At 60.4% G+C, this 26,154-nt stretch carries 22 protein-coding genes; 5 read left to right on the top strand and 17 right to left on the bottom strand.

Annotated features, from left to right (window positions below; translation table 11 throughout):
• Window positions 1-59 precede the first annotated feature (59 nt).
• Complete coding sequence (locus tag TU73_RS08000) at window positions 60-284, top strand: MbtH family protein (protein WP_056847940.1); 225 nt, start codon at window positions 60-62, stop codon at window positions 282-284.
• A 69-nt stretch (window positions 285-353) separates the two neighbouring features.
• Here the strand turns inward: TU73_RS08000 and TU73_RS07995 are convergent, their stop codons facing one another.
• The 8 genes from TU73_RS07995 to minC form a co-directional block, all read right to left on the bottom strand.
• Window positions 354-1,700: an amidohydrolase gene (locus tag TU73_RS07995; RefSeq protein WP_057011747.1), complete on the bottom strand. Its 1,347-nt coding sequence runs from the start codon at window positions 1,698-1,700 to the stop codon at window positions 354-356.
• A 17-nt stretch (window positions 1,701-1,717) separates the two neighbouring features.
• The gene (locus TU73_RS07990; protein WP_057011746.1) at window positions 1,718-3,883 is read right to left on the bottom strand and encodes a mechanosensitive ion channel family protein; all 2,166 of its coding nucleotides are present in this window, start codon (window positions 3,881-3,883) and stop codon (window positions 1,718-1,720) included.
• Between the two features lie 72 nt (window positions 3,884-3,955).
• On the bottom strand, window positions 3,956-4,132 hold the full coding sequence (locus TU73_RS29130; protein ID WP_164484829.1) for a hypothetical protein: 177 nt from the start codon (window positions 4,130-4,132) through the stop codon (window positions 3,956-3,958).
• 190 nt (window positions 4,133-4,322) lie between these two features.
• Window positions 4,323-5,612 (bottom strand): M18 family aminopeptidase, encoded by a 1,290-nt coding sequence (locus TU73_RS07985; protein WP_005789967.1) that lies wholly within the window; start codon window positions 5,610-5,612, stop codon window positions 4,323-4,325.
• Between the two features lie 174 nt (window positions 5,613-5,786).
• A complete protein-coding gene (locus TU73_RS07980; protein WP_005789965.1) occupies window positions 5,787-6,422 on the bottom strand; it encodes an RluA family pseudouridine synthase in 636 nt (211 codons plus the stop codon).
• A gap of 93 nt (window positions 6,423-6,515) precedes the next feature.
• Complete coding sequence (minE, locus tag TU73_RS07975) at window positions 6,516-6,770, bottom strand: cell division topological specificity factor MinE (protein WP_003175252.1); 255 nt, start codon at window positions 6,768-6,770, stop codon at window positions 6,516-6,518.
• Between the two features lie 3 nt (window positions 6,771-6,773).
• A complete protein-coding gene (gene minD / locus TU73_RS07970) occupies window positions 6,774-7,586 on the bottom strand; it encodes a septum site-determining protein MinD (protein ID WP_057011745.1) in 813 nt (270 codons plus the stop codon).
• A gap of 200 nt (window positions 7,587-7,786) precedes the next feature.
• Complete coding sequence (minC, locus tag TU73_RS07965; protein WP_034117002.1) at window positions 7,787-8,524, bottom strand: septum site-determining protein MinC; 738 nt, start codon at window positions 8,522-8,524, stop codon at window positions 7,787-7,789.
• A gap of 119 nt (window positions 8,525-8,643) precedes the next feature.
• Between minC and TU73_RS07960 the strand changes: the two genes are divergently transcribed.
• Window positions 8,644-9,579 (top strand): lipid A biosynthesis lauroyl acyltransferase, encoded by a 936-nt coding sequence (locus TU73_RS07960; RefSeq protein ID WP_043049815.1) that lies wholly within the window; start codon window positions 8,644-8,646, stop codon window positions 9,577-9,579.
• A 30-nt stretch (window positions 9,580-9,609) separates the two neighbouring features.
• Window positions 9,610-10,758: a patatin-like phospholipase family protein gene (locus TU73_RS07955; protein ID WP_057011744.1), complete on the top strand. Its 1,149-nt coding sequence runs from the start codon at window positions 9,610-9,612 to the stop codon at window positions 10,756-10,758.
• Window positions 10,759-10,809: 51 nt separating this feature from the next.
• On the opposite strand, the gene TU73_RS07950 is transcribed toward TU73_RS07955, so the two are convergent.
• The 7 genes from TU73_RS07950 to puuE all read right to left on the bottom strand — a co-directional run bounded on the left by TU73_RS07950 (window position 10,810) and on the right by puuE (window position 17,810).
• Window positions 10,810-11,595: an outer membrane protein OmpK gene (locus tag TU73_RS07950; RefSeq protein WP_043049813.1), complete on the bottom strand. Its 786-nt coding sequence runs from the start codon at window positions 11,593-11,595 to the stop codon at window positions 10,810-10,812.
• Between the two features lie 232 nt (window positions 11,596-11,827).
• The gene (locus TU73_RS07945) at window positions 11,828-13,174 is read right to left on the bottom strand and encodes a nucleobase:cation symporter-2 family protein (protein ID WP_057011743.1); all 1,347 of its coding nucleotides are present in this window, start codon (window positions 13,172-13,174) and stop codon (window positions 11,828-11,830) included.
• 195 nt (window positions 13,175-13,369) lie between these two features.
• The gene (locus TU73_RS07940; protein ID WP_057011742.1) at window positions 13,370-14,653 is read right to left on the bottom strand and encodes a urate hydroxylase PuuD; all 1,284 of its coding nucleotides are present in this window, start codon (window positions 14,651-14,653) and stop codon (window positions 13,370-13,372) included.
• A gap of 51 nt (window positions 14,654-14,704) precedes the next feature.
• Complete coding sequence (locus TU73_RS07935; RefSeq protein WP_005789953.1) at window positions 14,705-15,208, bottom strand: ureidoglycolate lyase; 504 nt, start codon at window positions 15,206-15,208, stop codon at window positions 14,705-14,707.
• Window positions 15,209-15,334: 126 nt separating this feature from the next.
• The gene (gene alc, locus TU73_RS07930; protein WP_005789952.1) at window positions 15,335-16,330 is read right to left on the bottom strand and encodes an allantoicase; all 996 of its coding nucleotides are present in this window, start codon (window positions 16,328-16,330) and stop codon (window positions 15,335-15,337) included.
• 41 nt (window positions 16,331-16,371) lie between these two features.
• Window positions 16,372-16,887, bottom strand: coding sequence for a 2-oxo-4-hydroxy-4-carboxy-5-ureidoimidazoline decarboxylase (gene uraD / locus TU73_RS07925; protein ID WP_057011741.1), 516 nt, complete (start codon window positions 16,885-16,887; stop codon window positions 16,372-16,374).
• Complete coding sequence (gene puuE, locus TU73_RS07920) at window positions 16,884-17,810, bottom strand: allantoinase PuuE (protein WP_057011740.1); 927 nt, start codon at window positions 17,808-17,810, stop codon at window positions 16,884-16,886. Before puuE ends, uraD begins: the two co-directional genes overlap by 4 nt.
• 428 nt (window positions 17,811-18,238) lie before the next feature.
• Here puuE and uraH point away from each other — a divergent pair, with 428 nt between their 5' ends.
• The gene (gene uraH, locus TU73_RS07915) at window positions 18,239-18,592 is read left to right on the top strand and encodes a hydroxyisourate hydrolase (RefSeq protein WP_057011739.1); all 354 of its coding nucleotides are present in this window, start codon (window positions 18,239-18,241) and stop codon (window positions 18,590-18,592) included.
• 158 nt (window positions 18,593-18,750) lie between these two features.
• Window positions 18,751-24,021 (top strand): dermonecrotic toxin domain-containing protein, encoded by a 5,271-nt coding sequence (locus TU73_RS07910; protein WP_057011738.1) that lies wholly within the window; start codon window positions 18,751-18,753, stop codon window positions 24,019-24,021.
• Here TU73_RS07910 and TU73_RS07905 read toward each other — a convergent pair.
• Window positions 24,005-24,643 carry a LysE family translocator gene (locus TU73_RS07905; RefSeq protein ID WP_057011737.1) on the bottom strand — a complete coding sequence of 213 codons (639 nt, stop codon included), beginning with the start codon at window positions 24,641-24,643 and terminating at the stop codon, window positions 24,005-24,007. The genes TU73_RS07910 and TU73_RS07905 overlap by 17 nt on opposite strands.
• 65 nt (window positions 24,644-24,708) lie before the next feature.
• Entirely contained in the window at window positions 24,709-26,055 is a 1,347-nt protein-coding gene (locus TU73_RS07900) for an NCS2 family permease (protein WP_057011736.1), read from the bottom strand.
• Between the last annotated feature and the right edge of the window lie 99 nt (window positions 26,056-26,154).

The following is a 26,154-nucleotide window of genomic DNA, read 5'->3' as shown; positions in this document are numbered from 1 at the left end:
CTACAGATATCAGTGCTGCGCGTGGTGCGCAGCCAGCCTTTGAGCGACGGAGAACAGCAATGACCTCAGTATTTGACCGCGATGACATCCTGTTTCAGGTAGTGGTCAACCACGAAGAACAGTATTCGATCTGGCCCGACTACAAGGCCGTGCCCGAAGGCTGGCGCACCGTAGGCAAGAGCGGCATGAAGAAAGAGTGCCTGGCCTATATCGAGGAAGTATGGACCGATATGCGCCCGTTGAGCCTGCGCCAGAAGATGGACAGCGCCGCGCTGGCCAACTGATTCACCTCGGTTCAAATGTGGGAGGGGCGGTGCGGCGATTCGACTTGCCCCCTCCCACATTAAGAAGCACTACTGCGGTGCGTTGGTGTACAGGTAATCCGTGGCCAGCGACGCCAGCGTCCTCACCCCCACCACCAACGCCGACTCATCCACAAAGAACCCCGGGTTGTGATTCGGCGCCGCCTTGCTCATGTCCTGGTCCCTCGGGGTCACCCCCAGGAACACGAACAATCCCGGCGCCTCCTTGGCATAAAACGAGAAGTCTTCGGCGCCTCCTACCAACGGGCCTTGCACCACATCATCCCGGGCTGCCCAACGCAGGCTCGGCAGCATTTTCTCGGTCAGCGCCGGATTGTTGATGGTGGGGTCATACTTCTCGATGATCGTCACCTCGGCCTTGGCGCCGCCGCTTTCGGCAATTTTCTCTACGGTCTGGCGCACATCCGCATGCAGCTTCTGGCGAATGCCGTAGTCATAGGAGCGGATGGTGCCGGTCATCTCCAGCGACTCGGGGATGATGTTATAGCGGGTGCCACCGTTGATGGTGCCGATGCTCACCACCGAGGGCGATGACGAAATATTCGTGCGGCGACTGACCACGGTCTGCAAACCGACAATGGTTTGTGCGCCGACGGTGATCGGGTCGATGCCGTTCCAGGGTTGCCCCGCATGGGTCTGTTTGCCGAGGATCTTGATGCGCAGGTCGTCGGAGCTGGCCAGGGTCGGGCCCGGGCGATAGGCGATCTGCCCGGCCGGTACGCCGGCCCACACATGCAGGCCGAACACCGCATCCGGCTTCGGCGCTTTCATCACACCTTCCTGCACCATCATCTTCGCGCCCCAGGTGTTCTTGCCGTCGGGGCTGAAGTCGCTGGGGCCTTCTTCGGCCGGTTGGAAATAGAACACCACGGTGCCGGGCAAACGCTCGCGCATGCCGGTAAGAATTTTCGCAGTGCTCAGCAGGATCGCGGTGTGGGCGTCGTGGCCGCAGGCGTGCATAACGTCGACTTCCTTGCCCAGGTAGGTGCCCTTGGCCTTGGAGGCGAAGGGCAGGTCGGCGACTTCCTTGACCGGCAGCGCATCCATGTCGGCGCGCAGGGCCACGGTCGGGCCGGGCAGGGCGCCTTTCAAGACGGCGACGACGCCGGTGCGCGCCACGCCCGTCTTGACCTCAAGGCCCAGTTCGCGCAGCTGTTTGGCGACCAGCTCGGCGGTGCGCGTTTCGGCGTTGCCCAACTCCGGATGGGCGTGGATATCGCGGCGGGTTTCGAGCAGGCTCGGTTCAAGGATCTTCGCCTGGGCGGCAATTTCCTCCCGGGCGCTATCCTGACCACTGCTGGCGGCAATCACTGCGCTGCTGGCCACCCCGCAGAGCAAGCCGAACACCCATTGATGTGTCAAACCGTTCAAACGCATACAAAACCTCTCCTTCTTTATTGTTGTGGTTCTTTCTCCTGCACCGTGCCGGCGGTGACCACCTGCACACTCAAGCGCGGCGTCGCCAGGTCGAGCCCGGCTTCATCCAGGTGGCGCTTGAGCGACAGGTTGAACGCCCGCGACACTTCCCACTGCTTGATCGGCGCGGTCTTGAAGCGTGCGCGCAGGATCGCGCTGCCGGACTCGAAGCTTTCCACACCCTGGATCTCCAGCGGCGACCAGATATTACGGCGTTGCAGCGGGTCGTTGCGCATGGCATGCCCGACATCGCGCATCAGCTTGATCGCGTCGTCGATCTCCATGTTGTAGGGGATCGCCACCCGGAAGATCGCATAGCCGAACTCCCGGGAATAGTTCTTGATGCTCTTGATTTCGCTGAACGGGATGGTGTGCACGATGCCGTCGATATCGCGCAGGCGCACGGTGCGGATGGTCAGGCCTTCCACCGTGCCGAGGTGGCCGCCGACGTCTACGTAGTCGTCGATGGCCAGGGAGTCTTCGATGATGATGAACAAGCCGGTGATCAAGTCGGCTACCAGCGACTGCGCACCAAAGCCGATGGCGATACCGATCACGCCCGCACCGGCCAGCAGTGGCGTGACGTTCATGCCCATGTTCGCCAGGGCCACGATGGCGGCGATGATGAAGATGGTCACGAACAGCACGTTGCGGATCAGCGGCATCATGGTTTGCGCACGCGCGTTGGCCAGGCCTTTGCGAGAGCGGGTCAGGGCGTGGTGGATCGCGGTGTCGCTGAGGATCCAGATCAGCCAGGCAAACAGCAAGGTGCCACCGAGGCCGAACAGCTTCACGGCTATTTCATGGCCGTCACCTTCGGTAAAGCGAATCATCGACAGGCCCCACACCCGCAGCCCCAACTCGATAAACACCAGCCAAACCACCAGGTGCACCAGGGTGTAGACAAAGCCTTTGAGGCGCTCGGAGTACAGCGCATGGCGCTTGTGCCCGCGTTGCGGCTTGAGGGCGTGACGGCGCACCAAACCGTTGATCACCATGCACAACACCAGCAGCACCGTGCACAGCAGCGACTGGCGCAGGGCGGTGCTGGTGTCGCCGGCCGACAGGAAGGTAGCGAACAGCGAGATACCCACCAACAGCAAGGCCGGGATGTACCAGAAGGTGCCGATGATCGACAGGGTGTCGGTGAGGGCGCGACGGGTCAGGCGGCGCGACAGCGGCTGGTTGCGGATCAGGTGTGCGATCGGCCGGCGGAAACGCAGGATAAATACACCCGTGGACAGCGCCGCCATCACATTGGCCACAGTCGCGGCGGTGTGGGCCAGGTGTTGGCCGAGCGCCTCGACCAGGCGCGGGTCGCTCAGGGCTTCACCGAAGGCGGCAAAACTGCCGATCCACCACAACGGACGAAAAGCCTGGTGACGCAGGATATACAGGGCGCGGTGGCGGTGTGGGCCGTCGAGCACGGAGAAGGCAATCACGCAGATCGCCGAGAAACAGGTGCCGATCACCAAGGCATAGGCCAGCACCATCGCCAGGGATTTACCCAGGGATGAGGGCAGGGCGTAGCTGAGGTAAACCGTGATCACCAGGGCGATCAGCCAGGGCCCGAGCTTGCGCAGGGCAAAGCGCAGCATGTCCCAGGTGCGCGGGTGTTGTGGCAACTCCTCGGGCAAGCCGAAGCGCTCGCGTACCCGGTGGCTGAGCCAGATCAGCGCGGCGGCCAGCAGGCTCCACACCGCCAGGATCACGGCAAAGCCGAAGATGATCGGCAGCCACTCGTTGGCCGGCAGCATCAGCGCGCCCAGTTCATCCTTGGCCAGGTCGACTTCATTGGACCAGCGCCCCAGCGGGCTGTCGGCGCCGGAAAACTGCTGCTCAAAGCCCGACAGCGTACTGCCGATCAACCCGAGCACGCCTTGTTCGGCGGCGGGCTGGGCCTTTTGCGTGGCGGCGCGCAGCTTCTTCAGGTCGCTCAGCAATTGGGTGCGCTGCTGATCGTTCTCCAGGGTCTTGATCACCTCGTCCAGCGACTGCCCCAGCGGCACTTCGGCCTGGGGTTGGGTCTTGCTGGAGCCGCCCAGCATGCCGGGCAAGCCTACGGCTTGGGCGGGCGTCACTGGTAGCAGTGTGAGCAGGGCAATCAGCAGGTAGCAGGGCAGGGCAAACAAACGGGAGAACACGAGGCGGTCAACCTTGAAAACGACGAATTGACCGAGTGTACGAGGCCGCTATGCCCAATGCGAGCGCATTTATCATTCCGCCAGTTTGGCAAGGATCTTGTAGACCACGGTGCCCAGGATCAACAGCATGCCGATCCACATGCCGAACACGCCGAGGGGCTTGTCGCGAAAGTTGAAGCCAACCGCGAGCATGATCATGCCGATCACGATGGGGATCAGCATGGCGTGGAAGGAGGACATTGAGATCATGGAGAAGGTGGCCTTGTCGGACTGGGAGTTTTGACAAGTCTAGGCCGGATTATCAGAAGTGCAGTTGATGTGAGTCAGATAGCTTTATGTCTGTTTCGATACCCATCGCGGGCAAGCCCGCTCCCACACTGAAATGCATTCACAGATCAAATGTGGGAGGGGGCTTGCCCGCGATGGGCGCGCCTCGGTCTCAGGGCAAGTCGCGACTGGCGTAGAACGCACCCAGCACTTTGACCAAATGCGCCAGGTCATGGCTGCCGCACAGTTCGCGGATGGAGTGCATGGCAAAGGTCGGCAAGCCGATATCCACGGTACGCACGCCCAGGTGGCTGGCGGTAATAGGCCCAATCGTCGAGCCGCAACCCATGTCGCTGCGTACTACAAAACTCTGTACCGGCACTTCCTCGGCCATGCACAAGTGGCGGAAGAACCCGGCGGTTTCGCTGTTGGTGGCGTAGCGCTGGTTGCTGTTGACCTTGATCACCGGGCCGGCGTTGAGTTTCGGGCCGTGGTTGGCGTCATGCTTCTCGGCGTAGTTGGGGTGTACGCCGTGGGCATTGTCGGCCGATACCAGCAGGGATTTCTGAATGGTGCGTACGAACTCATCACCTTCGGGCAGCAGGCGGCGTAGGGTCTGTTCCAGCATCGGGCCATCGGCGCCGCAGGCCGAGCAGGAGCCGACTTCTTCGTGGTCGTTGCACACCAGCACGCAGGTTTCGTCGGTCTCGCTGGTCAGCAAGGCTTGCAGACCGGCGTAGCACGACAGCAGGTTGTCCAGGCGCGCACCGGCGATGAAGTCGCCATTGAGACCGATGACCGCGGCACTTTGGGTGTCGTAGAAACTCAGCTCGTAGTCGAGCACCACATCGGCGTTCAACCCGTGCTCGCGGGCCAACTGCTCGGTGAGAACGGCACGGAAGTCCACGCGTTCGTCGCCGGCAAATTGCGCGAGGATCGGCGGCAGCTCGGTCTGGGCATTGATCGCCCAGCCTTGGTTGGCTTCACGGTTGAGGTGAATGGCCAGGTTGGGAATGATCGCGATGGGCAGCTTGAAGTCGATCAGCTGGCTTTCGACCTTGCCGTCACGGCGGAAGGTGACGCGGCCGGCCAGGGACAGGTCGCGGTCGAACCAGGGCGCCAGGAGCGCGCCGCCGTAGACTTCCACGCCCAGTTGCCAGAAACCCTGGCGTTGCAGCTCAGGCTGGGGCTTGACCCGCAGGCATGGGCTGTCGGTGTGGGCGCCGACCAGGCGGATACCGCCCTGCAGCGGCGAGTGACGGCCGAGCTTGAAGGCGATGATCGAGGAGTCGTTGCGGGTCACGTAGTAGCGCCCGTTGGCCTCGGTAGCCCAGGTGTCGCGCTCGTCGAGACGCTGGTAACCGGCTGCTTCCAGGCGCTGGGCGAGGGCGGCAGTGGCATGAAAAGGAGTAGGGGAGGCCTTGAGGAAGTCGATCAGGCCTTGATTCAACGCTTCGCGCATAAATAGCTCCAGACAGCAGTGCGCGGAGTTTACCGTTCGATGGCCAGAAGTGCACAGAACAAATGTGGGAGGGGGCTTGCCCCCGATTGCGGTGTGTCAGTGAGCAAATACAGTGGCTGACACTCCGCCATCGGGGGCAAGCCCCCTCCCACAGTGTTGATTGTATTGCCAATTCTAGAACGGGGCAGGGCACTCGAAGCGCAGGCGCTCGCCGCTTTGCGGATGGGTGAAGCTGAGCATGCTTGCATGCAGGCACAGCCGGGGCCAGGCAGCCAACGCTTGCTCATGGGCATACAAGCCATCACCCAGCAACGGATGCCCGATGGACAGCATATGCACACGCAACTGATGTGAACGCCCAGTGATCGGCGTCAGTTCCACGCGGCACCAGTCGCCACAACGCTCCAGCACTTTCCAGAAGGTCAGGGCGTGCTTGCCGAACTCGTGGTCCACCACATGCCGTGGCTTGGTCGGCGGGTCGTAGCGCAGGGGCAGGTCGATGCTGCCGCTGTCCAGTTCCGGCTGGCCCCAGGCCAGGGCGGTGTAGGCTTTTTCTGTTTCGCGGTCGTGAAACTGGCGGGACAGTTCGCGGTGGGTGTCGGCATCCCGGGCCAGCAGGATGATCCCCGAGGTTTCCCAGTCAAGCCGATGGACGATACGGGCTTCGGGGTAACCGTTTTCCTGCAGGCGGGTAATCAGGCAATCCTTGTTGTCATCGGCGCGACCCGGCACCGAAAGCAGCAGGGTCGGCTTGTTCACCACCAGGACGGCATCGTCCTGATGCAGGATATGAATATTGGACAGCGGCATTAAACAGCCTCGTAACAAACGCCAACGGCGGCTCGCCCACCCGGTTCCCGAAGGATCAAGGTGAACGAGCCGCCGTGGCGACCGCCCTTTCGATCAACGATCGGGCAGGGTGATATTGAGTTCCAGAATCGAGCAACTGCCGTCATTTTCCAGAGCGACATGCACGTCATCGTTACCGATATTGACGTACTTGCGGATCACCTCGACCAGTTCCTTCTGCAAGGCTGGCAGGTAGTCCGGGGTGCTGCGTTGGCCGCGTTCGTGCGCCACGATGATCTGTAGACGCTCTTTCGCTACCGACGCGGTACTTGGCTTTTTGTTGGCGCGAAAGAAGTCGAGAAATTTCATTGTTTAGTTGCCTCCAAAGATACGCTCGAAGAATCCCTTCTTCTTGACATCGAGGAAGCGGTGTTCCACGGTCTTGCCCAGCAAGCGATCCACGGCATCGCTGTACGCCTGGCCGGCGTCACTCTGGTCGTCGAGAATCACTGGCACGCCCTGGTTGGATGCCTTCAGCACGGCCTGGGATTCCGGGATTACGCCCAGCAGGGTCACGGCGAGGATTTCCTTCACGTCTTCAACGCCGAGCATTTCGCCATTGCTGACGCGCTCAGGGTTGTAGCGGGTGAGCAGCAGGTGTTCCTTGATCGGGTCCTGGCCGTCTTCGGCGCGCTTGGACTTGCTGGCCAAGAGGCCGAGCATGCGGTCCGAGTCACGTACCGAGGAGACTTCCGGGTTGGTCACCACGATGGCTTCATCGGCGAAGTACATTGCCAGGTGGGCGCCGGTCTCGATACCCGCCGGGGAATCGCATACCACGTATTCGAAGGTTTCTTTCAGCTCGGCGAGGACTTTGCCCACGCCTTCCTTGGTCAGCGCATCCTTGTCACGGGTCTGGCTGGCGGCCAGCACGTACAGGTTTTCAAGGCGCTTATCCTTGATCAGGGCCTGTTGCAGGTTGGCTTCGCCGTTGACTACGTTGACGAAGTCGTACACCACGCGGCGTTCGCAGCCCATGATCAGGTCGAGGTTACGCAAACCGACGTCGAAGTCGACGATGACTGTCTTGTGGCCGCGCAGAGCGAGGCCGGTACCGATAGCGGCGCTGGTGGTGGTCTTACCCACACCACCCTTGCCGGATGTAACCACGAGAATCTTGGCCAAGGTGTTTCACCCCTAAGGAAAAAGGACTTTTCAGTCCCTGAAAAACATCTCTTGGAACTCGCTGCAGGCGGACAGCCTTTGCAGGAAAAAGAAGGAGTTTCCATGGGGAAACACCAACTTCCAAATAGTCCTACACAAGTCTTGCCGGTTTCGCTTTGCTATCAGAGTCTAGAGATGCTTGGAAAATGCGGCAGTATCCGTTAAAGACGGATGATGTTCAACACATCGCCCGACAGGTTGACCTGCACCGAAGCCCCCCACAGCGGATCGCGGCGCAAATCTTCTGAAACCTTGTACTGGCCTGCGATGGACACTAGCTCAGCGGTCAACTGCTGGCAAAAAATACGGGCCTTGGTATCACCCTTGATGCCGGCGAGGGCGCGTCCGCGCATCGGGCCGTATACATGGATGTTGCCATCGGCAAGAAGTTCCGCCCCCGGGCTGACCGAGGAGATCACCACGAGGTCGCCACCCTGGGCGTAAATCTGCTGCCCGCCGCGTACGGGCGAGGTGATGATCTTTGTCGGCTTGATCGCAGGCTCGGGCGGTTTTTCCGGTTTTTTCTTCTCTTCACCGACCAATGGTTCGAGCGGACGCTCACGGGCGCCGGACGGTGGCAGTACTGGCAGTTCAATGGCGATGGCTGCGGCAATGTCTTCGATACGGCTGGCGCGAATCGCCAGGGTACGCAAGCCATGGGAGCGGCATACGCGCATCAGCCCGGGCAGATCAATCGCCCCTTGGCCGGCCGGGAGTTTGTCCAGGGCCAGCACCAGCGGGGCATTGTTGAAAAAGTTTGGCGCCAGGGCGACCTTGGCGGCCAGTTGGCGGTCCAGGGCATCGAGGTCGTTGCGGGCCAGTTCCAGCACGGTAATGGCGAGCATGCTGCCTTTCAGCTGGAACACGGGATCTTGGTCTAGCGGTTCGGTTTGGCTCATGGTCGGCGAAAGCGGCTTGTCACGAAAAGTGTCGAGACTTATAACGAGAACACTCACCCGCCGCAAGCCGAGTCGAACCGTTGTAGAATGCGCGGCCCTTGTCTTTACCGGAATCTGTAATGGATCGCCCGCGTTTTCGAGCTGTATTTCTTCACCCACGTTTTTGGCTGCTGTGGCTGGGGCTCGGCCTGCTGTGGCTGGTCACCCAGTTACCGTACCGGGCGCTGTTGACCATTGGTCGCCTGCTGGGCGCGGGCATGTACCGCGTGGCCGGCGATCGCCGCCGTATCGCGGCGCGCAACCTTGAGCTGTGCTTCCCGGAAAAGTCCGCCAAGGAACGCAAACGCCTGCTCAAGGAAAATTTCGCCTCCACCGGCATCGCCTTCTTTGAGATGGCCATGAGCTGGTGGTGGCCCAAGCCGCGCCTGGCGCGCCTGGCCCATGTCGAAGGGTTGGAGCATCTCAAGCAGGCGCAGTTGGAAGGCAAGGGGGTGATCCTGATGGCCTTGCATTTCACCACCCTGGAAATCGGCGCGGCGCTGCTCGGGCAGAAACACACCATCGATGGCATGTACCGCGAGCACGGCAACCCGCTGTTCGACTTTATCCAGCGCCGTGGCCGCGAACGCCACAACCTCGATTCCCTGGCCGTGGAGCGCGACGACGTGCGCGGCATGCTCAAGCTGCTGCGCGCCGGTCGCGCCATCTGGTACGCGCCGGACCAGGACTATGGCGCCAAGCAAAGCATCTTCGTGCCGCTGTTCGGCATCCAGGCGGCCACTGTCACTGCTACCAGCAAGTTCGCACGCCTGGGCAAGGCGCTGGTGGTGCCGTTCACCCAGGAGCGCCTGGCTGATGGCAGCGGTTACCGCCTGGTGATCCATCCGCCGCTGACCGATTTTCCGGGTGAAACCGATGAGATCGACTGCCTGCGCATCAACCAATGGGTCGAAGCCTCGGTGCGCGAATGCCCCGAGCAATACCTGTGGACCCACCGCCGCTTCAAGAGCAGACCGGCGGGTGAACCCAAGCTGTACGAAAAACGCCGCCGATAAGCGCTGGCTTTTCCTACATGGAGTGACGCAATGCGCCCAGTTGAACCGGTCACAGGCTTGATTCTTTCTGGCGGCGGGGCGCGAGCGGCGTATCAGGTGGGGGTATTGGCGGCGATTGCCGAGTTGCTGCCGCCAGGGGCGCCGAATCCTTTTCCGGTGATTGTCGGCACGTCGGCTGGTGCGATCAATGCGGTGAGCCTGGCCAGCGGGGCCACCGATTTCCGTGCGGCTATCCAACGATTGACGGCGTTCTGGCAGGGCTTTCGCAGTCATCAAGTGCTGCGCAGCGATTGGCCGGGGGTGATACGCCAGGCCAGTCGTTTCCTCATCCACAGCCTGTTGGGCCTGGGCGCACAGGTACCAGTGGCACTGCTCAACAGCTCGCCGCTGCGCGAATTGTTGCAAGAACGCCTGAACCTGGACGGCATCGACGAGGCCATTCGCTGCAAGCATTTGCAGGCGGTGGCGGTCACGGCCTTCGGTTATGAATCCGGGCAAGCGGTGACCTTCTATCAAGGCGGCGGCACCATCGATGCATGGTTGCGCCATCGACGGATCGGCGTGCCCACCCAACTGACGGTGGAGCACCTGTTGGCGAGTTCGGCGATTCCGCTGTTGTTTGCGCCGGTCAAGCTTGATCAGGAGTACTTCGGCGATGGCGCGGTGCGCCAGTCGGCGCCGATCAGCCCGGCCCTGCACCTGGGCGCCAGCCGCGTGTTGGTGGTCGGCGTGAGCGGCAACCCACGGGGCAATGAACCTTCGATGCAACGCACCTACACCGGCCAGCAACCGACCCTGGCGCAAATCGGCGGGCATATGCTCAACAGCACCTTCATCGACAGCCTGGAAAGCGATATCGAACTGCTGGAGCGCTTGAACCAGTTTAGTCGGGTTGTCCCTGTCGACGCCGCGGTGCAGGGCCTGGCGCCGGTGGACGTGCTGGTGATTGCGCCCAGCCAGCCTATCGATGAAATCGCGGCGCGACATCGCCAGGAGTTGCCGGCGGCGTTGCGTGTATTTTTGCGTGGGCCGGGGGCGACCAAGACCAGCGGGGCGGGGGTGTTGAGTTACTTGCTGTTCGAGGCGGGATATTGCAGTGAGTTGATCGAGTTGGGGCGCAAGGATGCGCTGGCCAAGCGCGAAGAAATCACTCGGTTCCTGGGCCTGACGCCGGACTGACTGAATGTGGGAGCAGGCAAGCCAGCTCCCACAGGGGACCGCGATCAACCTTTAGAAGTGGTACTTGACCAGGAAGCTCGCCGTATCCTGGGTCGTCTTGAACGCGCCCGAATCCTCGATCCCGTATTTGTTCTTCCAGTAGTCGTATTCAAAACCCACATACAACTGCTTGTCGCCCCAATGCAGCGCCTTGCCCAGGTCGTATTTGACCTGCGGGTTGAAGTGCAGGTTGGCGTGATAAGTACCACGGGCGTTCTTGTCGTTATCCACCACCCAGTCCATGAAACCGTCGATCAACACATCGGAGTTGCCCACGGGAATGGTGTAGGACCACACCGGGGTGATCTGCCAGACACCGTCACCCGGGCGGTTGCCTTCGGTCTGGCGCTGGTAGAAGTTCAGCTGGAAGTAGTCGAAGCCAGGAATGTTCAAGTCGATGGCAGGACCGAGCAAGTAGGATTCGTTATCGCCTTCGCCGAACTCGTAGGTGAAAGCCAGCAACACATCCTTGATCGGGCCGAACGACAGGTCCTTGTCGAAAATCTTGCCGAATGACAACCGTGGGCTGAACTCGCCGTAGTAAGTATTGGGGCCAACATTGCCGTCTTCCTTGCCGTTGTAAAAGATACGGTCGAGGAAGAAGAAGTTATCGCCATACTTCCATGCGTCGGCATGTTCGAAGGTGACGGTTTGCTGAATCTGCGGGTTGACGGTAAAGCTCTTGCCCCACAGGTAAGTCAGGCTGTTGTTCTGCCACTGCAACAAGTCGCCGGCTCCGGCTTGGCCGGCGGCCAGCAGGGATCCTGCCAGCACCAGGCCCTTGAACATAGGTTTCATTCGGTTGCTCCCGAGTTAAAGTTTTTTATGTTTTTTCTAATCTGGCGCTCTGATGTGGCGCCTTTGGATTCGCTGAAAAAATCATCTGTTTGGTCAGCTTTTATGCTTACAGCAAAAGCCGCGCCAAGGCGGTTAAAAACCGTCGATTCAAGCGGGCGCGGAGAATACTGGCTCCCACGTCCGGGCTCAAGTGCGCCGTTACAGCGCGCCCAGGACGACAATGGAGCATGCTTCAGGTGTGGACGTGCTCAACGGCAACGCGCTCAGCGCCGCCCAGGATGTTGAACAGTATGTTCAGCGACAACGCGCTGAGGGTGGCCATAGCGATGCCGCTATGGGTAATCGGGCTCATCCATAGCGGCAACTGCGCGAAGAACTCCGGGCGTACCACGGGGATCAGGCCCATGCCAATGCTCACCGCTACCAGCAATTGGTTACGGCGATCGGCAATGTCGGCTTCCTGCAGGATCTTGATCCCGGTCGCCGCTACCATGCCGAACATGGCAATCGCCGCGCCACCGAGTACCGCCGGCGGGATCGACGCCACCAGGTAAGCGGCTTTGGGCAGCAGGCTCAGCACAATCAAGAAAGCGCCGGCCATGATGGTGACCGAACGGCAGCGCACGCCGGTCATCTGCACCAGGCCGATATTCTGCGCGAAGGAGGAGTGGGTGAAGGTGTTGAAGAAACCGGCAAAGAACGACGCGCCGGCATCACACAGCAAGCCGCGACGCAGCATCTTCGGTGTGACCTCCTGGTCGGTGATCTTGCCCAGGGCGAGGAACATGCCGGTGGACTCGACAAAAATGATCACCACCACCAGGCACATCGACAGGATCGGCGCCAGCTCGAACCTGGGCATGCCAAAGTGCAGCGGCGTTACCAGCTGCACCCACGGTGCCAGGGCCAGGCCGCTGAGGTCGACCATGCCGAGCAGGCCGCACAAGCCGTAGCCCAGCGCCATGCCGATCAACACCGAGATGTTGACCCAGAAGCCGCGCATGAAGCGGTTGATCAGCAGGATGGTGGCCAGTACCAGGGCGGCAATCGCCAGGTAGATCGGTGAGCCGAACGTGGCGGCGGCACTGCCGCCCCCGGCCCAGTTCACGGCCACGGGAAACAGCGAGAGGCCGATGGCGGTGATCACGGTACCGGTCACCAACGGCGGGAAAAAGCGTACGACCTTGGACATGAACGGCGCGATAAGCATGCCGAAGAACCCGGCGGCGATGGTCGCGCCGAAGATGCCCTGCAAGCCGATACCGGGCATGCCGGCCATGGCGACCATGCTGCCGACGGCGGCGAAACTGGCGCCCATCATCACCGGCATGCGGATGCCCACAGGGCCGATGCCGAACGATTGCACCAGGGTGGCGATCCCGGCTACCAGCAGGTCGGCGTTGATCAGGAAGGCGATTTCTTCACGGCTCAAGCCCGCGGCCTGGCCGATGATCAGGGGCACGGCGACGGCGCCGCCGTACATCAGCAAGACGTGTTGCAGGCCCACCAGAATCAGTTGCAAGAGGGGCAGCCGCACCATGGCGGGCGCGGCAGGAGTCTGCGTTTCTAACTGGGACATGCAACACCTCGGATCTTTTTATTTTTGTGTTGTTTGGCATTCAATTGCCGGATGAAACTTAATCTTCAAGCCATCACTAATCTCCCTTGTGGGAGCTGGCTTGCCTGCGATAGCGGCAGATCACCAACGCTTTCGGTGACTGACACACCGCCATCGCAGGCAAGCCAGCTCCCACATGGGAACGGTGTGAAACAGTCAGTTGGTGCGGGCTCCCTGGTTGATCCAGGTGCCGATCAGGTCTCTTTCCTGCTGGGTCATCTGGGTGATGTTGCCCAACGGCATGATCTGGCTGGCCACGGCCTGGGCTTGAATGCGCGCCGCCTGCTGCTGGATCTGTGCCGGCGTGTCAAACATCACCCCAGCCGGCGCGGTGCTGAACAGCGGGCTGGTCGGCTTGGCCGAGTGGCACACAGTGCAGCGCTGTTCAATCACGTGGTGCACCTGGCCGAAGTCCGTGGTGGCCTGGGCCGGTGCCGGTTCAGCGGCTGGCGCGGCAGGCGCTGCGGGCTTCAAACCACCGCCCAATGCCGTTTCCGGCAGCGGCTGGTACTCGATCGCTGCAGGTGCCTTGGCCACTTCCGGAGCCGGCTTGGGCCCGGTCACATACGCCAGGCTGATCATCGCCAACGCGCCTACCGGCAAGGTCCACGCATACTTCTGGCTGTTGTGCCGGGTATTGAAGTAGTGCCGTACCAACACTGCCGCCACCGCGATCCCGGCCAGGATCAGCCAGTTGTATTGGCTGCCATAGGTGCTCGGGAAGTGGTTGCTGATCATGATGAACAGCACCGGCAAGGTGAAATAGTTGTTGTGCCGCGAACGCAGCAGGCCCTTGGCCGGCAGCGCCGGGTCGGGCGTGCGGTTCTCGGCGATGGCTGCCACCAGCGCGCGCTGGGCCGGCATGATGATGCGGAACACGTTACCCACCATGATCGTGCCGATCACCGCGCCCACGTGCAGGTAGGCACCGCGGCCGCTGAATACCTTGCTGAAGCCGTAGGCCGCCGCAATCAACAGCACGAACAGGATCAAGCCGAGCAGGGCAGGGCGCTTGCCCAGGGCCGAGTCGCAGAGGAAGGAGTAGATGAACCAGCCGGCGAACAACGAGCCGATACCCAGCAACACGCCTTCGGTGCCGCTGAGGCTGCTGCCGGGGGCGAGCAGGTACAGCGTCGGGTTCCAGTAGAACACCACGCACAGCAGCGCGACGCCCGACATCCAGGTGAAATAGGCTTCCCATTTGAACCAGTGCAGGTTGTCCGGCATGGTTGGCGGGGCCAGTTTGTATTTTTCCAGGTGGTAGATACCGCCACCGTGGATCGCCCACAAGTCACCGGCCAGGCCGTTCTTGGGGTTGACGCGATTGAGGTTGTTTTCCAGCCAGACAAAGTAGAACGAAGCGCCGATCCAGGCGACGCCAGTGATCATGTGAACCCAGCGCACGCTCAGGTTCAGCCATTCCATCAAATGTGCTTCCACAGTCTTTACCTCTCGCCTGTCACCCTTGTTGTCGGGTGATCCGGCCTTCTCTTATTGGTGGGGGGCGAGGATCAACCGCTCATCCTCTTTGAAAAAATGCTCATCGCAGTTATTGCCTGTGCCACTGCGATCAACCACCAGGAAGTCATCCCGCTTTTCGATCGTCAGCACCGGGTGGTGCCAGACGCCGCGATGGTAATTGATGCCCTGCCTGCCGTTGGTGACGAAGGCGCGGACCAAGCCTGATACAGGTGCATCGCCAAGTGGCGCGACCACGATCAGAAAGGGGTTGCCGAGCAGCGGAATAAAAGCCTGGCTGCCCAGCGGGTGTCTCTCCAGCATGCACACGGTCAGCGGCATGTCCTGCGCGTCGGCGCGGAAGATGCTGATGATGGCGTGGTCTTCAGGCTGTGCTGTTTCGACCGTTGCCAACTTGTGAAAGCGCATGGTCGACCCGTTGTTGATCATGAAGTGATCGCTGCCGTCGGTTTCGATAACGTCTCCGAAAGGGGCGAAGGCTTCTTTGGTCAGGGGTTCGATCATCAGTGTGCGCATGGCTGTCTTCTTATCCGAATGCTGTGTTGTTTGGTCTATTGCTGTCGCGGGCAAGCCCGCTCCCACATTTTGATCTGCGAATACATTCAAAAGTGGGAGCTGGCTTGCCTGCGATGGCATCACCGCTTATTTCGACACTTTGCCCAAAACGCGCAGGCGACTCACACCGCCATCCGGGAACACATTCAGGCGGATATGGGTGATCGGCCCCAGCGCCTTGATCTGCTCGGCGAAGGTGTGTTCGGCATGCATCTCCAGTTTCTGCGCCGGCAACAGTTCGCGCCAGAACAACGATTGGGTTTCGATCTGGCTGTCGGTGCCGCCTTTTACGAACGCGCCCTGGATCGAGCAGGTGTCCGGGTAGTTGCCCTTGAAGTGCAGGGTGTCGACGATGATCTTCTCGATCTCGCCCGGGTGGCCGAGGGCGACGATCACCCAGTCATTGCCGGGTGTACGACGGCGTGCGGTTTCCCAGCCGTCGCCCATGTTGATGCCACGGCCCGGGTTGAGGATGTTGCTCATGCGGCCGAAGTGTTCGTCGGAGCAGGCCAGGGCACGGCCGCCATTGAGCGCGGCAGCCAGGTCGACCTGTTCGTTGTCGCCCACCGAAGACCAGTCGCGGAACGGCACGCCATACACACGCAGACGGGCGACGCCACCATCCGGGTAGATGTTGAAGCGCAGGTGGCTGAACGCCTGGTCGTTGTTGATCTCGTGATAATGGTGGCTGTTGCCTTGCAGCTCGACGGCCGACAGCACTTCCACCCACTGGGTATTGGCATCCGGCTCACCCGAGGCCAGGAAACAGGCTTCCAGGGAGGCCGACGGCGGGAAGTTGCCGGTGAAGAATGAAGTGTCGATGTCCACGCCTTTGATCGAACCCGGCACGCCCAGGCGGATCACTGCGCTGTCGTAGCCTTCGAAGCGCTTGCGGCGTGACTCCCAGCCGTCCATCCACTTGCCGTTATCATCGAAAACGCCCTCCTTCCATACGGCCGGGGTCGGCTGGAACAGGCGGTTGGCGTCAGCGAACCAGTCATCGGTTACCGAGATGATCTTGGTGCCCAGGCGGGCGTCGGCCAGGTTGACGAACTTTTCGAAAGGTACGGCGTAAGCTTTCATTCTTCTTGTCTGCCTTAAATAGAGTGGCTGGGGATGGACTGCTAGAGGGTCAGTAAACGGAACAACGCGATCTTGTTGATCTCGTCCAGCGCGCACTTGAACTCGGTGTCCACCGAGTTATGGATGCGCGTTTCGAACGCGGCGAGGATCTGGTGCCGGTTGCTGCCTTTTACCGCCATGATGAAGGGAAACTTGAACTTGGCTTTGTAGGCCTCATTCAGCTCGGTGAAGCGAGAAAACTCTTCGGCCGTGCATTGGTGAATACCCGCGCCCGCTTGTTCATCGGTGCTGGCTTGGGTCAGTTGGCCCTGGACGGCGGCTTTACCGGCCAGGTCCGGGTGAGCATTGATCAGCGCCAGTTGCGAGGCGTGATCAGCACTCAACAGGATATCGCTCATGCGCTGGTGCAGGGTTTCGATCTGGTCGATCGACGCGTCCTGGCCCAAGTCGAAGGCCTTTTCGGCCACCCATGGCGAGTGTTCGTAGATATCGGCAAAGGCCTGGACGAAGGCGTCGCGGCTCAAGGTCGAAGGTTTCAGGGTTTGGAACGCAGTCATTTCGCCGCTCCCGGGAATGGGTGGGTTTGGTGCCAGTGACGGGCGATGTCCACGCGGCGAGTGAACCACACCTGGTCATGGCCTTTGACGTATTCAATAAAGCGCTTGAGCGAGGCCAGGCGTGCCGGGCGGCCAATCAGGCGGCAATGCAGGCCGATCGAAAGCATCTTCGGCGCCTCGGCACCTTCGGCATACAGCACGTCGAAGGCGTCCTTGAGGTATTCGAAAAAGTCATCGCCCTTGTTGAAGCCCTGCACCTGGGTAAAGCGCATGTCGTTGGTGTCCAGAGTGTAGGGGATCACCAGGTGTGGCTTGCCGGTGGGGTTGTTGGGTTCCCAGTAGGGCAGGTCGTCGTCGTAGGTGTCGCAGTCGTACAGGAAGCCACCTTCCTCCATCACCAGGCGGCGGGTGTTGGGGCCGGTGCGGCCGGTGTACCAACCCAGCGGGCGTTCGCCGGTGAGTTCGGTGAGGATGCGGATGGCTTCGAGCATGTGCTCGCGCTCCTGGGCCTCGTCCATGTACTGGTAGTCGATCCAGCGGTAGCCGTGGCTGCAAATCTCGTGGCCGGCGGCGACCATGGCGCGGATTACATCCGGGTGGCGCTGGGCGGCCATGGCCACGGCGAAGATAGTCAGCGGGATGTCGAATTCTTTAAACAACTTGAGGATGCGCCACACACCGGCACGGCTGCCGTATTCGTACAGCGACTCCATGCTCATATTGCGCTCGCCTTGCAACGGCTGGGCCGAGACCATTTCCGAAAGAAAGGCTTCCGACTCTTTGTCACCGTGCAAAATGTTGCGCTCGCCGCCTTCTTCGTAGTTGAGTACGAACGACAGCGCAATGCGTGCCTTGCCCGGCCAGTGGGGGTGAGGAGGGTTACTGCCGTAACCGATCAGGTCGCGTGGGTAGTCAGCGCTCACTGCAGTCTTCCTTCTTGTTCGTGGTAGCAAATGTGTGGCGGCCGGGCAGCGGAATGACTGGGTGGCGTCACAGCGATGAGTGATTGTATACAACTTATCGTGAACTTTGTAAGCCTGCATTTCTGCATTTTTTCTGAACGGTCTACCTGCAAGAAACTTGCCTGAGCGGTCAGATTAAGATGAAAAAACCACTGTAGGAGCGAGCTTGCTCGCGAAAAACCTGAGTGCGCCACTTTTCATGCTGAAAGCCCGCGTTATCGTTGGCGTTTTTCGCGAACAAGCTCGCTCCCACAGGGGGGTGAAGCACTGTGGAATTTATTGTGTACAATTTTATTGGAAAGTGTCTTAATCGGATATCGCCGGCTTTTTCACTGTTCTGAAAGAGTGCAGGTTCTCTTTTTACTGACTTCGGGAGGCGCATAGACGCCATGGGACGTTTGACCACACACGTTTTGGACGCCGCGCACGGCTGCCCCGGCAGCGCTATCAAGGTTGAGCTGTACCGCGTCGAGGGCGCGCAGCTGGAACTGGTTGCCACCGCCGCCACCAACAGCGACGGCCGTTGCGACGCACCGCTGCTGCAAGGCGACGATTACCGTAGCGGCGTTTACCAACTGCAATTCAGCGCCGGTGACTACTACCGTGCCCGTGGCGTGCAGTTGCCCGAGCCGGCCTTTCTGGACGTGGTGGTACTGCGCTTTGGTATCAGTGCCGAACAGGACCATTACCATGTGCCCCTGCTGATTTCGCCTTACAGCTACTCCACTTATCGCGGTAGCTGAGTCGTCACCTCGCTTCACACCCCCAAATGCTCTTCGTTGGTTTCGCCCGTGCACACTGCGGGCTTTTTTTTGCCGGGTCATGCGTTCAACTATCTAACGCCCGCAGGCCCTGCGCAGTACTTAGGCTGGCTGTTTTCCTCATAAATGAAGGAAACGCCATGACCATGCCCGATGTACTGCAACCCGCCAGCCATTCGCCCGATCCCCTCGATGCCGAGGTTGCCGCCGAAGCCGCATTGCAGGCCATTCGTAAACAACTCGGAGGGCGGATCAACACTTACACCCAGCCCAGCCGCCTGATCAATCAGATCTGCCTTGTCGACGTTCGGTCCAGCGAGTCGGCACAAGCACTCAGCCGCTTGATAGCGCGGTCACCCAGAGTCTTGAAAGTCATTCGCGCGCAATTGCGCAAAGCGTTTGAAATCGACCCGAACAACCTGTTGTTTACCCAACCGAAGCTGGCAGACCAGCCGGAAAAAATCGACAGCTTGACTGACCGTGCGCTGCAATTGCTGGTGTTGCCCTCGGTGCCGGTCAACGTCAATTTATTCACTACTTTGAGCGTCAAGGGCGAGCCGGATAGCCGGTTGCCCTATACACCGCTGCAAGCACTGCGGCGAGTGATCGAGTTGAGGCTTTTCGAGCGGTTGGCCAGTGCGCAGAGCGGCTATTGGGACAGCCTGGTGCAAGGGTCCTGGCTCACGCGGCGGGAGCGCTGGATTGAGCTGTACAAGCGGCTGTTCGCTGATCGAGCCTACATGGCGCGGCAACTGGACGAGCTTTCGAGTGCGGGAATAGCCATGGTTCAAGCCGTGATCGATGCGCCGACTGTCGAGGCTCGTCAGCGTGCCGGCGGCGGCTGGGCCAGCGTACGCGTGGGCCAATTGCTATGGCCCGGTACACCTGCGACCGCGATCCCCGCCGCCTTGCATTTTTATCGCGAGGGCGATCCCAGTGCTGTGCCTCACGTTGTTTACCTGCCGGGGGAGGGGCGCAATTTCTATGAGTATCCGTCGTTCTTCGCCATTCAATGCGGCCTGCTTGAACTGAACAGGTCGCGGTTCAACGAGCTTTGGCAGTGCTTACCATTGCGTCGTCGCGATACGTTGTGTCGCCCCGGGGATTTATCATCGGCCTCCGGTATCACTCGCGGCTTGGAGGTCATGGGGGATGCGTTGGCGCTGGGTGCGCAGGCGCTGCTGGACGGGCAGTGGGAAAATGAATTGGCGTGTACCGTGATGATCAATTACGAGCACGTTTTTTCCAAAGCACGGCCTCGACCGCAGCGGCTGGATGCCGTACAGCTTCTCGCCCAGGTGGAAGGTGTACGCAAGCAATTGGTCGGTAGCGCGCGACTCGGCCCCCTGCGTGAGGAGTTGCTTGAATGGGACCAGCGTCGACGGTCCACAGAAATCATCTTTGCCAGTACGGCTCCTGACTTGGCCCAGCGCACGAGAGAGCAGCAGATCAAGCGATACGAAAAAGGCTTGCTCGCGTTGCTCGACTCGCAGGACCTGATTACGGATACGCCGCAATACCTGGAGTTGCTGTCGCTGATAAGCCAGCAACAGGGCTATGCGCAGACGCTGGATGGGTTGATACAAACAGAGCAACAACGACTGCTCGACGTGGATTTTTGGGCCGAGCGTCCCGGTGGTAATGGCACGCTGCGCCGCGCTTCGTTGTTCATCAACGCCCAAACCGCAGCCCTGCGCTGTGAGGCCCAGTTGCAACACCGGCTCAAACTGCTGAGCACGGCACATCGCGACCTGATTATCGAAGTGGTGGATCAGCCTCTGCCAACCAAGCGCCCAGACAGTGAAATCCAGGTGTTGTCCATCGCGGTGGGGAGCGAGCCCGACGCCTTCTACACGCTGCATAACATATGGGTGGTGACGACGGCGCCAGCGGTGCGGGTGCCTGCGCGCAGGCATCCGGTGGTGCTGTACGCCTTTGGGGCAGAGGGGGGCGTACTGGGTTTTTCCGGGCTGGAGGCCTTGACTCAGCGCCTCAAGGCGAGCCTTGGCGGCTGGGATGACTCGGTGCTATGGCACGGTGTCGAGCGCGACAAGCGTCGCGACTTACGCATGCATGCGGTGCGTCAAACCTTGGCTGTGCGCTACGTCCCTGTAAAAGGCAAGCCGGCGCTGGCGTCGCTCAAGAAAGTGCTGGGAACCTGTGATCGTCTGTACAAAAGTACCGAGGACATCACGCGTGTGTTCAGTGAAGTCAAGGATCCTACCCTTAGCCGTGCGCTGTTGCTGGTTGAGCTCAAAGAACAGTTGAGGGTACCCGTCAATAGCGCATTGATGCAGGCACAGGCCAATATTGAACTGGTGCGCAAGACGGCGGCAGAAGCGAAAAACCTGCCGGCCTATTTGGCGCAGTTAACGCGCGCCAAGCGCCGGCACTTCAAGCGTTTGCAGGGGCTCTATCTGAGCAGTGCCTTCGCCTTCAAGTCTCGCCTCGAGCAGTGGCTGCCCAGCCTGGAAGCATTCGCTCGTCGCGCCTTGACCGAGCGTTTGAGTAAGGACGGTATCTCGCCACTGTTTGACATCGATCAGCCCTTGATCGATATGCCCGACGATGTTCAAGGCAGTTATTGCGGGTGGACCAGCAGGTGTACCGTGGGTGATCGTAAAATAATATTGACCCCGACCGCCACGCGGACGACGTTCAGTTTGCTGCAACTGGCGCTGTACAACCTGGACCCCTTGGCGCCCTGGACACAATGGCGATTGAACCGCGGGCGTTTTTTGCAAGCGCAGTGGAGGCAACAGCTCAATGACGCTTATCTGATCGAGCTAGTGTCTTCGCTGGATATTGGCGGCGAGTACGATGCGTTGATCAACCGAACGTTCTATCCACGTACCAACCCCACTCACCGGCTCAGTCAAGGACGCATTCGCGCATTATTGAAACGCACCTTGCAAGCCGGCGTAGATCTTCATCTTTTTTCGGCGGTTCAGCAGGGGTTGACGGCCAATGCGCAAAGCCTGTTCAAGACCGCGATGGCAGCCCGGACACAGCAGGACCTGCTGAAAAACCAGCATGAGGTGCGATTGCATGTGGTGCATCTAGTGGGCCACACGATGCAACATGATCGCTATATCGCGGGAATAGTGGTGGTGCAGGACAAGCGTACCGAACTCTGCGTGGTTTACTGGCCCAGGGCACCGCAAGCGTTGATCCTCACCGAGTACAGCTGCCTGCAACAGGCCCAGGCTGAATTGAACCGTATCGGCGCCGTGCCTGCCAACGCCCGTGCGCTGGCGCACCAGGTTGCACCCGGCTGGGCATTCGAGGCCATCATCCATCATCCGGCCGAGGTCGATGTGCCGGCTATGGCGTTCGATTTACTGGGAGGCGTGCGAGTTTATTTAGCGGGAGGGTGGATCTGGCGCGGGGTAGAGTTTGTCCGCTCATTTGCTGTCAGGCACCTGGAACCGACGGCATTGCTTGATCAAATCGAGCAACAAACCCATGAGCAGATTGCCAGTGATCCGCAGAACTGGCTGACATTGGTCGCCACCTCGCACAGCGACGCCCAGGCCCTGTTATATCAAGCCGGCGTGCTTGAGCTGCAGCGCCAGACCCAGGCTGCCAGCCATTCCGGCAAGGCGCTGGAGGCCTACCGACGTCAGCGCCTGGATGGGCAGAGCGATACCCGCAACCGTGCGCTGGTGGGCTTTTTCTCGCCGTTGTTCGGCATGTTCAATGACTTCTACGAGCTGCTGGTTGTGGCGCGGCGTTATCATCGCTTTGGCGATCCGCTTGACGCTGTGGATGTAGCCTTCATGAGCGAATTTTTGGCAATTGATCTGTTACTGAACTTCGTACCTGGGCCCAAGAAACTAGGCAGTACCGCCGCTCGGGTAGCACGGCCCTTGCGCGCTGCTTTGGGGCGGGTACACCGCTTGCGCATGAGGGCTGGCGCCGTTTCTCGCTCGACACCGTCTGCGGTAGCTCAAGTCAAAGCCCTGGAGCCCTACAAGATCAAGGGCATACCCGATGGCGCTGTGGCATTGAAGGGGCCGGGGGAGGAAGGTATCTATGTGAAGAATGGCGAGTCGTTCGTGGCCGACGAAACGCACCACTACCCGGTTTACCGGCGCGCCGATGAGTCGTTGTTTCGCCTTAAAAACACCGAAACTCCAGGGCAGGACGAGTTGATACTGCATATCCATCAACCCAAGGAATGGCTACTCGGTGCCGACGCACCTGAGCCGGTGGCCGGTCCGAGCTCTGCGATGCGTAACCCGTGGCCTGTGGCCACGCCGGCGGCAGCGCCGAATTGGCAGTTGACGGATTTTCATCAGGCCATGATCAGCCGGATTCGCAACTCCTCTACGACGGCCACCGATTGGGTGAACTGGCGTGCGCAAATTCACGCCACGGATCGATGGGCATCCCCTGAATCCGGGGTATTTCTTATTACTTCACCGACCGGAGACGTTTCCCGCTCAGTCGTCAGGATAGGCGCCCGGTATGAACAGCTGAAGGACCCGAGGAACAGTTATTATCGTGTGCTCCCCCGAGGGCAGCAGGACCCATTGACGGATATAACCTTTATCACCCGGGATGAACCCAGGGTTTCAGCGCCTTTCATGGACATTGAACGCTGGACACGCCTGGCATTGGAAGAACAGCCCATTCCGGTGTCGCGCACGCCTGCGGGTGAATGGCAGGTGCACGCGCGTTTGTTCGAGCACTCGCTGGACGTTGATATGAGCCTTGCCTTCCCCTCAATGACCGGCAACAGCCGAAGGTTTGCGGTATTGCGGCTGATTGAAATGGCAGACCCCTCCACCACCACCAATGCCAACCACCTGCTGAAAGTCCGCGCGACGCTGGATAAATGGCTGGCTCCAAGCCCGGTCAAGCGCGGCCAGACGGACGATTTTCTACGGATGTTGCGGGTTAATGACAGGCGCAAAGCCTATGTATATGTCGGTTATGAAGGCAAGGCGCCTGGCTATACGCGGGTTGATTTCATGCTGCGCGATCCATTGGAACCGCGTCTGCAATTTGACGCGACGCCAGTCAGGCTACCCCGCCTTGCAGCAGAGCGTGCCGCAGTCAGAACTGTGCTGGAGCAGCAAGGTTTCAGAGTTGATGACTTGTCTGTACTGCGTCCGGGACGACCCATCGGGGAATTCAGTGACGAATCAGTTGTGACTCATCCCCGTTCGAACCAAGTGTACTACGTGGCTTACCAATGGCTTGAGACGGGGCGAATGGAACTCAGAAACAAGCTTACGGACAAGTGGATTCGGGTAGCCATCAAGGCACACCCCGACTCTGAATTATTAAGGCAGGTGGGCCGGGCCATGCAAGAACAGCGCTTGGAGCGGATTGTCGCCGGCATCCAATGGGCTACTTTAGGTAAGCTCGACCCAACCGTTTACTTCATCAAAGTGGGCCCCTGACGTTGATAAGTGCCGCAGCCCCGGCGCCGCCAAACAGTGCTGCGCTGATACGGTTGAACCAGCTCTGCCCCGCACCGCTGCGCAAATACCTTGCCGCGCCATGGGCGCCCAGGCCGTAGGCCAGTTTGCACAGCAGGTCGAGCACCGTCCAGGTGGCGATCATGATCAGCAATTGCGGTAAAAACGGTTGCTGGCTGGTGAGAAATTGCGGCAGGAAGGCGGCGAAAAACAGAATGTCCTTGGGGTTGCTTGCCCCCAGTACAAACGCACGGCCAAACAAGGCGCGAAAGCGCGGCACGGCCGGTGTTTGCGGCACTTGCGCAGCGTGGGCCGGCAGGCGCGATTGCTGCCAGCTCTGCCAGGCGAGATAGAACAGGTACAGCGCGCCAAGGATTTTCAAGGTGCTGAACAACTGCTCGGAGGCCAGCAGCAGCGCGCCCAGGCCCAGGGCCGAAGCGCTCAACAGGCAGATCGAGGCGAACACGCCGCCGAGAAACGCAGGGTAGGAGCGGCGCAGGCCGTAGTTGAGGCTGTTGCTGATCATCAGCAGGGACAGCGGGCCGGGAATCAAGATCACCACCAGCGCAGCGCCACTGAACAGCAGCCAGGTTTCCAAGGTCATTGACGTTCCTCCATTCGTGCAAAAGCCCCACCCGAAGGTGAGGCGGTTTTTCAGCCGTTCCCGAACTACAGGAAGATGAACTTGGCGATAAAGATCGCGCACAGCACCCACAGGCTGATGGAAATCTCGCGGTACTTACCGGTGCCGGCCTTCAACGCCACATAGGTGATAAAGCCCAGGGCGATCCCGTCGGCGACCGAAAACGTCAGTGGCATCATGATCGCGGTGACGATTGCCGGAATGCTGTCGGTGGCCTCATCCCAGTTGATATGGGCCATGCTCGCCATCATCAGCATCGCTACATAAATCAGCGCGCCGGCCGTGGCATAGGCCGGGATCATGCCGGCCAGCGGCGCGAAAAACATCGCCGCCACGAACAGCACGCCCACGGTCACCGCGGTCAAACCCGTGCGGCCGCCAGCAGCCACACCGGCGGCGCTTTCTACGTAGCTGGTCACCGGAGGTACACCGACCATGGCACCGAACACGCTGGATGCACTGTCAGCTTTCAATGCGCGGGACAGGTTGTCGATCCTGCCATCGGCATTCACTAAGCCTGCGCGTTGCGCAACGCCCATCAGTGTACCGGCAGTGTCGAACATGTGTACAAAAAGAAAGGCAAATACCACGCTGATCATGCTCACATTGAACACACCCATCACGTCCATTGCCATCCAGGTCGGTGCCAGGCTCGGTGGGGTGGCGAGAATGCCGTTGTAGTGCACCAGGCCCAGGCCCCACCCGGCCAGGGTCACAGCGATGATGCTGATCAGGATGGCGCCGAATACGCGGTGATAGCTGAGGATGGCAATCAGCAGGAAACACACGGCCGCCAGCAGCGGTGCCGGCTCGTGCAGGGAGCCGAGTTTTATCAGCGTGGCCGGGCTGTCGACGATGATACCGGCGGTTTTCAAGCCGATCACCCCAAGGAACAAGCCCACGCCGGCGCCCATGGCGTGGCGCAGGCTGACCGGGATACTGTTGAGCAGCCATTCGCGGATGCGCGACAGCGTCAGGATCATGAACAGCACACCGGAAATAAACACCGCGCCGAGGGCGGTTTCCCAGGTGTAGCCCATGGTGCCGACCACGGTGTAGGTGAAAAACGCGTTCAAGCCCATGCCTGGCGCCAGGCCCACTGGCCAGTTGGCATACAGGCCCATCAGCAGGCAACCCAGCGCCGCGGCGATGCAGGTGGCGACAAAGGCTGCACCGTGATCGATACCGGCATCGGCCATGATGTTGGGGTTGACGAAGATGATGTAGGCCATGGTGATAAAGGTGGTAAGGCCGGCGATCAGCTCGGTCTTCACTGTGGTGCCATGCAAGCGCAGTTTGAACAGGCGTTCCAGCCAACCGCCTCGGGGCGCGGCCAGGTCCAACGTAGGGGCTTCGGTTTTGCGGCTATCCACAGCGAGTACTCCTCAATCGTTTTATTGTTATTTCCCGCGCCGGTCACATGAGTGGGCAACAGCGCTTTGAGGTACTGGCGGGTTTGTTGACCAAAAGGT

The organism is Pseudomonas libanensis (assembly GCF_001439685.1).
In the GTDB taxonomy this organism is placed as follows: Bacteria; Pseudomonadota; Gammaproteobacteria; order Pseudomonadales; family Pseudomonadaceae; genus Aquipseudomonas; species Aquipseudomonas libanensis.
This window is presented reverse-complemented; position numbering and strand designations above follow the sequence as displayed.

What these genes read in the sequence shown, in the direction of transcription:
- TU73_RS08000 (WP_056847940.1), top strand. Translation starts at nt 60, where the DNA reads ATGACCTCAGTATTTGACCGCGATGACATCCTGTTTCAGGTAGTGGTC.
- TU73_RS07995 (WP_057011747.1), bottom strand. Translation starts at nt 1,700, where the DNA reads ATGCGTTTGAACGGTTTGACACATCAATGGGTGTTCGGCTTGCTCTGC.
- TU73_RS29130 (WP_164484829.1), bottom strand. Translation starts at nt 4,132, where the DNA reads ATGATCTCAATGTCCTCCTTCCACGCCATGCTGATCCCCATCGTGATC.
- TU73_RS07985 (WP_005789967.1), bottom strand. Translation starts at nt 5,612, where the DNA reads ATGCGCGAAGCGTTGAATCAAGGCCTGATCGACTTCCTCAAGGCCTCC.
- TU73_RS07980 (WP_005789965.1), bottom strand. Translation starts at nt 6,422, where the DNA reads ATGCCGCTGTCCAATATTCATATCCTGCATCAGGACGATGCCGTCCTG.
- minE (WP_003175252.1), bottom strand. Translation starts at nt 6,770, where the DNA reads ATGAAATTTCTCGACTTCTTTCGCGCCAACAAAAAGCCAAGTACCGCG.
- minC (WP_034117002.1), bottom strand. Translation starts at nt 8,524, where the DNA reads ATGAGCCAAACCGAACCGCTAGACCAAGATCCCGTGTTCCAGCTGAAA.
- TU73_RS07960 (WP_043049815.1), top strand. Translation starts at nt 8,644, where the DNA reads ATGGATCGCCCGCGTTTTCGAGCTGTATTTCTTCACCCACGTTTTTGG.
- TU73_RS07955 (WP_057011744.1), top strand. Translation starts at nt 9,610, where the DNA reads ATGCGCCCAGTTGAACCGGTCACAGGCTTGATTCTTTCTGGCGGCGGG.
- TU73_RS07950 (WP_043049813.1), bottom strand. Translation starts at nt 11,595, where the DNA reads ATGAAACCTATGTTCAAGGGCCTGGTGCTGGCAGGATCCCTGCTGGCC.
- TU73_RS07945 (WP_057011743.1), bottom strand. Translation starts at nt 13,174, where the DNA reads ATGTCCCAGTTAGAAACGCAGACTCCTGCCGCGCCCGCCATGGTGCGG.
- TU73_RS07935 (WP_005789953.1), bottom strand. Translation starts at nt 15,208, where the DNA reads ATGCGCACACTGATGATCGAACCCCTGACCAAAGAAGCCTTCGCCCCT.
- alc (WP_005789952.1), bottom strand. Translation starts at nt 16,330, where the DNA reads ATGAAAGCTTACGCCGTACCTTTCGAAAAGTTCGTCAACCTGGCCGAC.
- uraD (WP_057011741.1), bottom strand. Translation starts at nt 16,887, where the DNA reads ATGACTGCGTTCCAAACCCTGAAACCTTCGACCTTGAGCCGCGACGCC.
- uraH (WP_057011739.1), top strand. Translation starts at nt 18,239, where the DNA reads ATGGGACGTTTGACCACACACGTTTTGGACGCCGCGCACGGCTGCCCC.
- TU73_RS07910 (WP_057011738.1), top strand. Translation starts at nt 18,751, where the DNA reads ATGACCATGCCCGATGTACTGCAACCCGCCAGCCATTCGCCCGATCCC.
- TU73_RS07905 (WP_057011737.1), bottom strand. Translation starts at nt 24,643, where the DNA reads ATGACCTTGGAAACCTGGCTGCTGTTCAGTGGCGCTGCGCTGGTGGTG.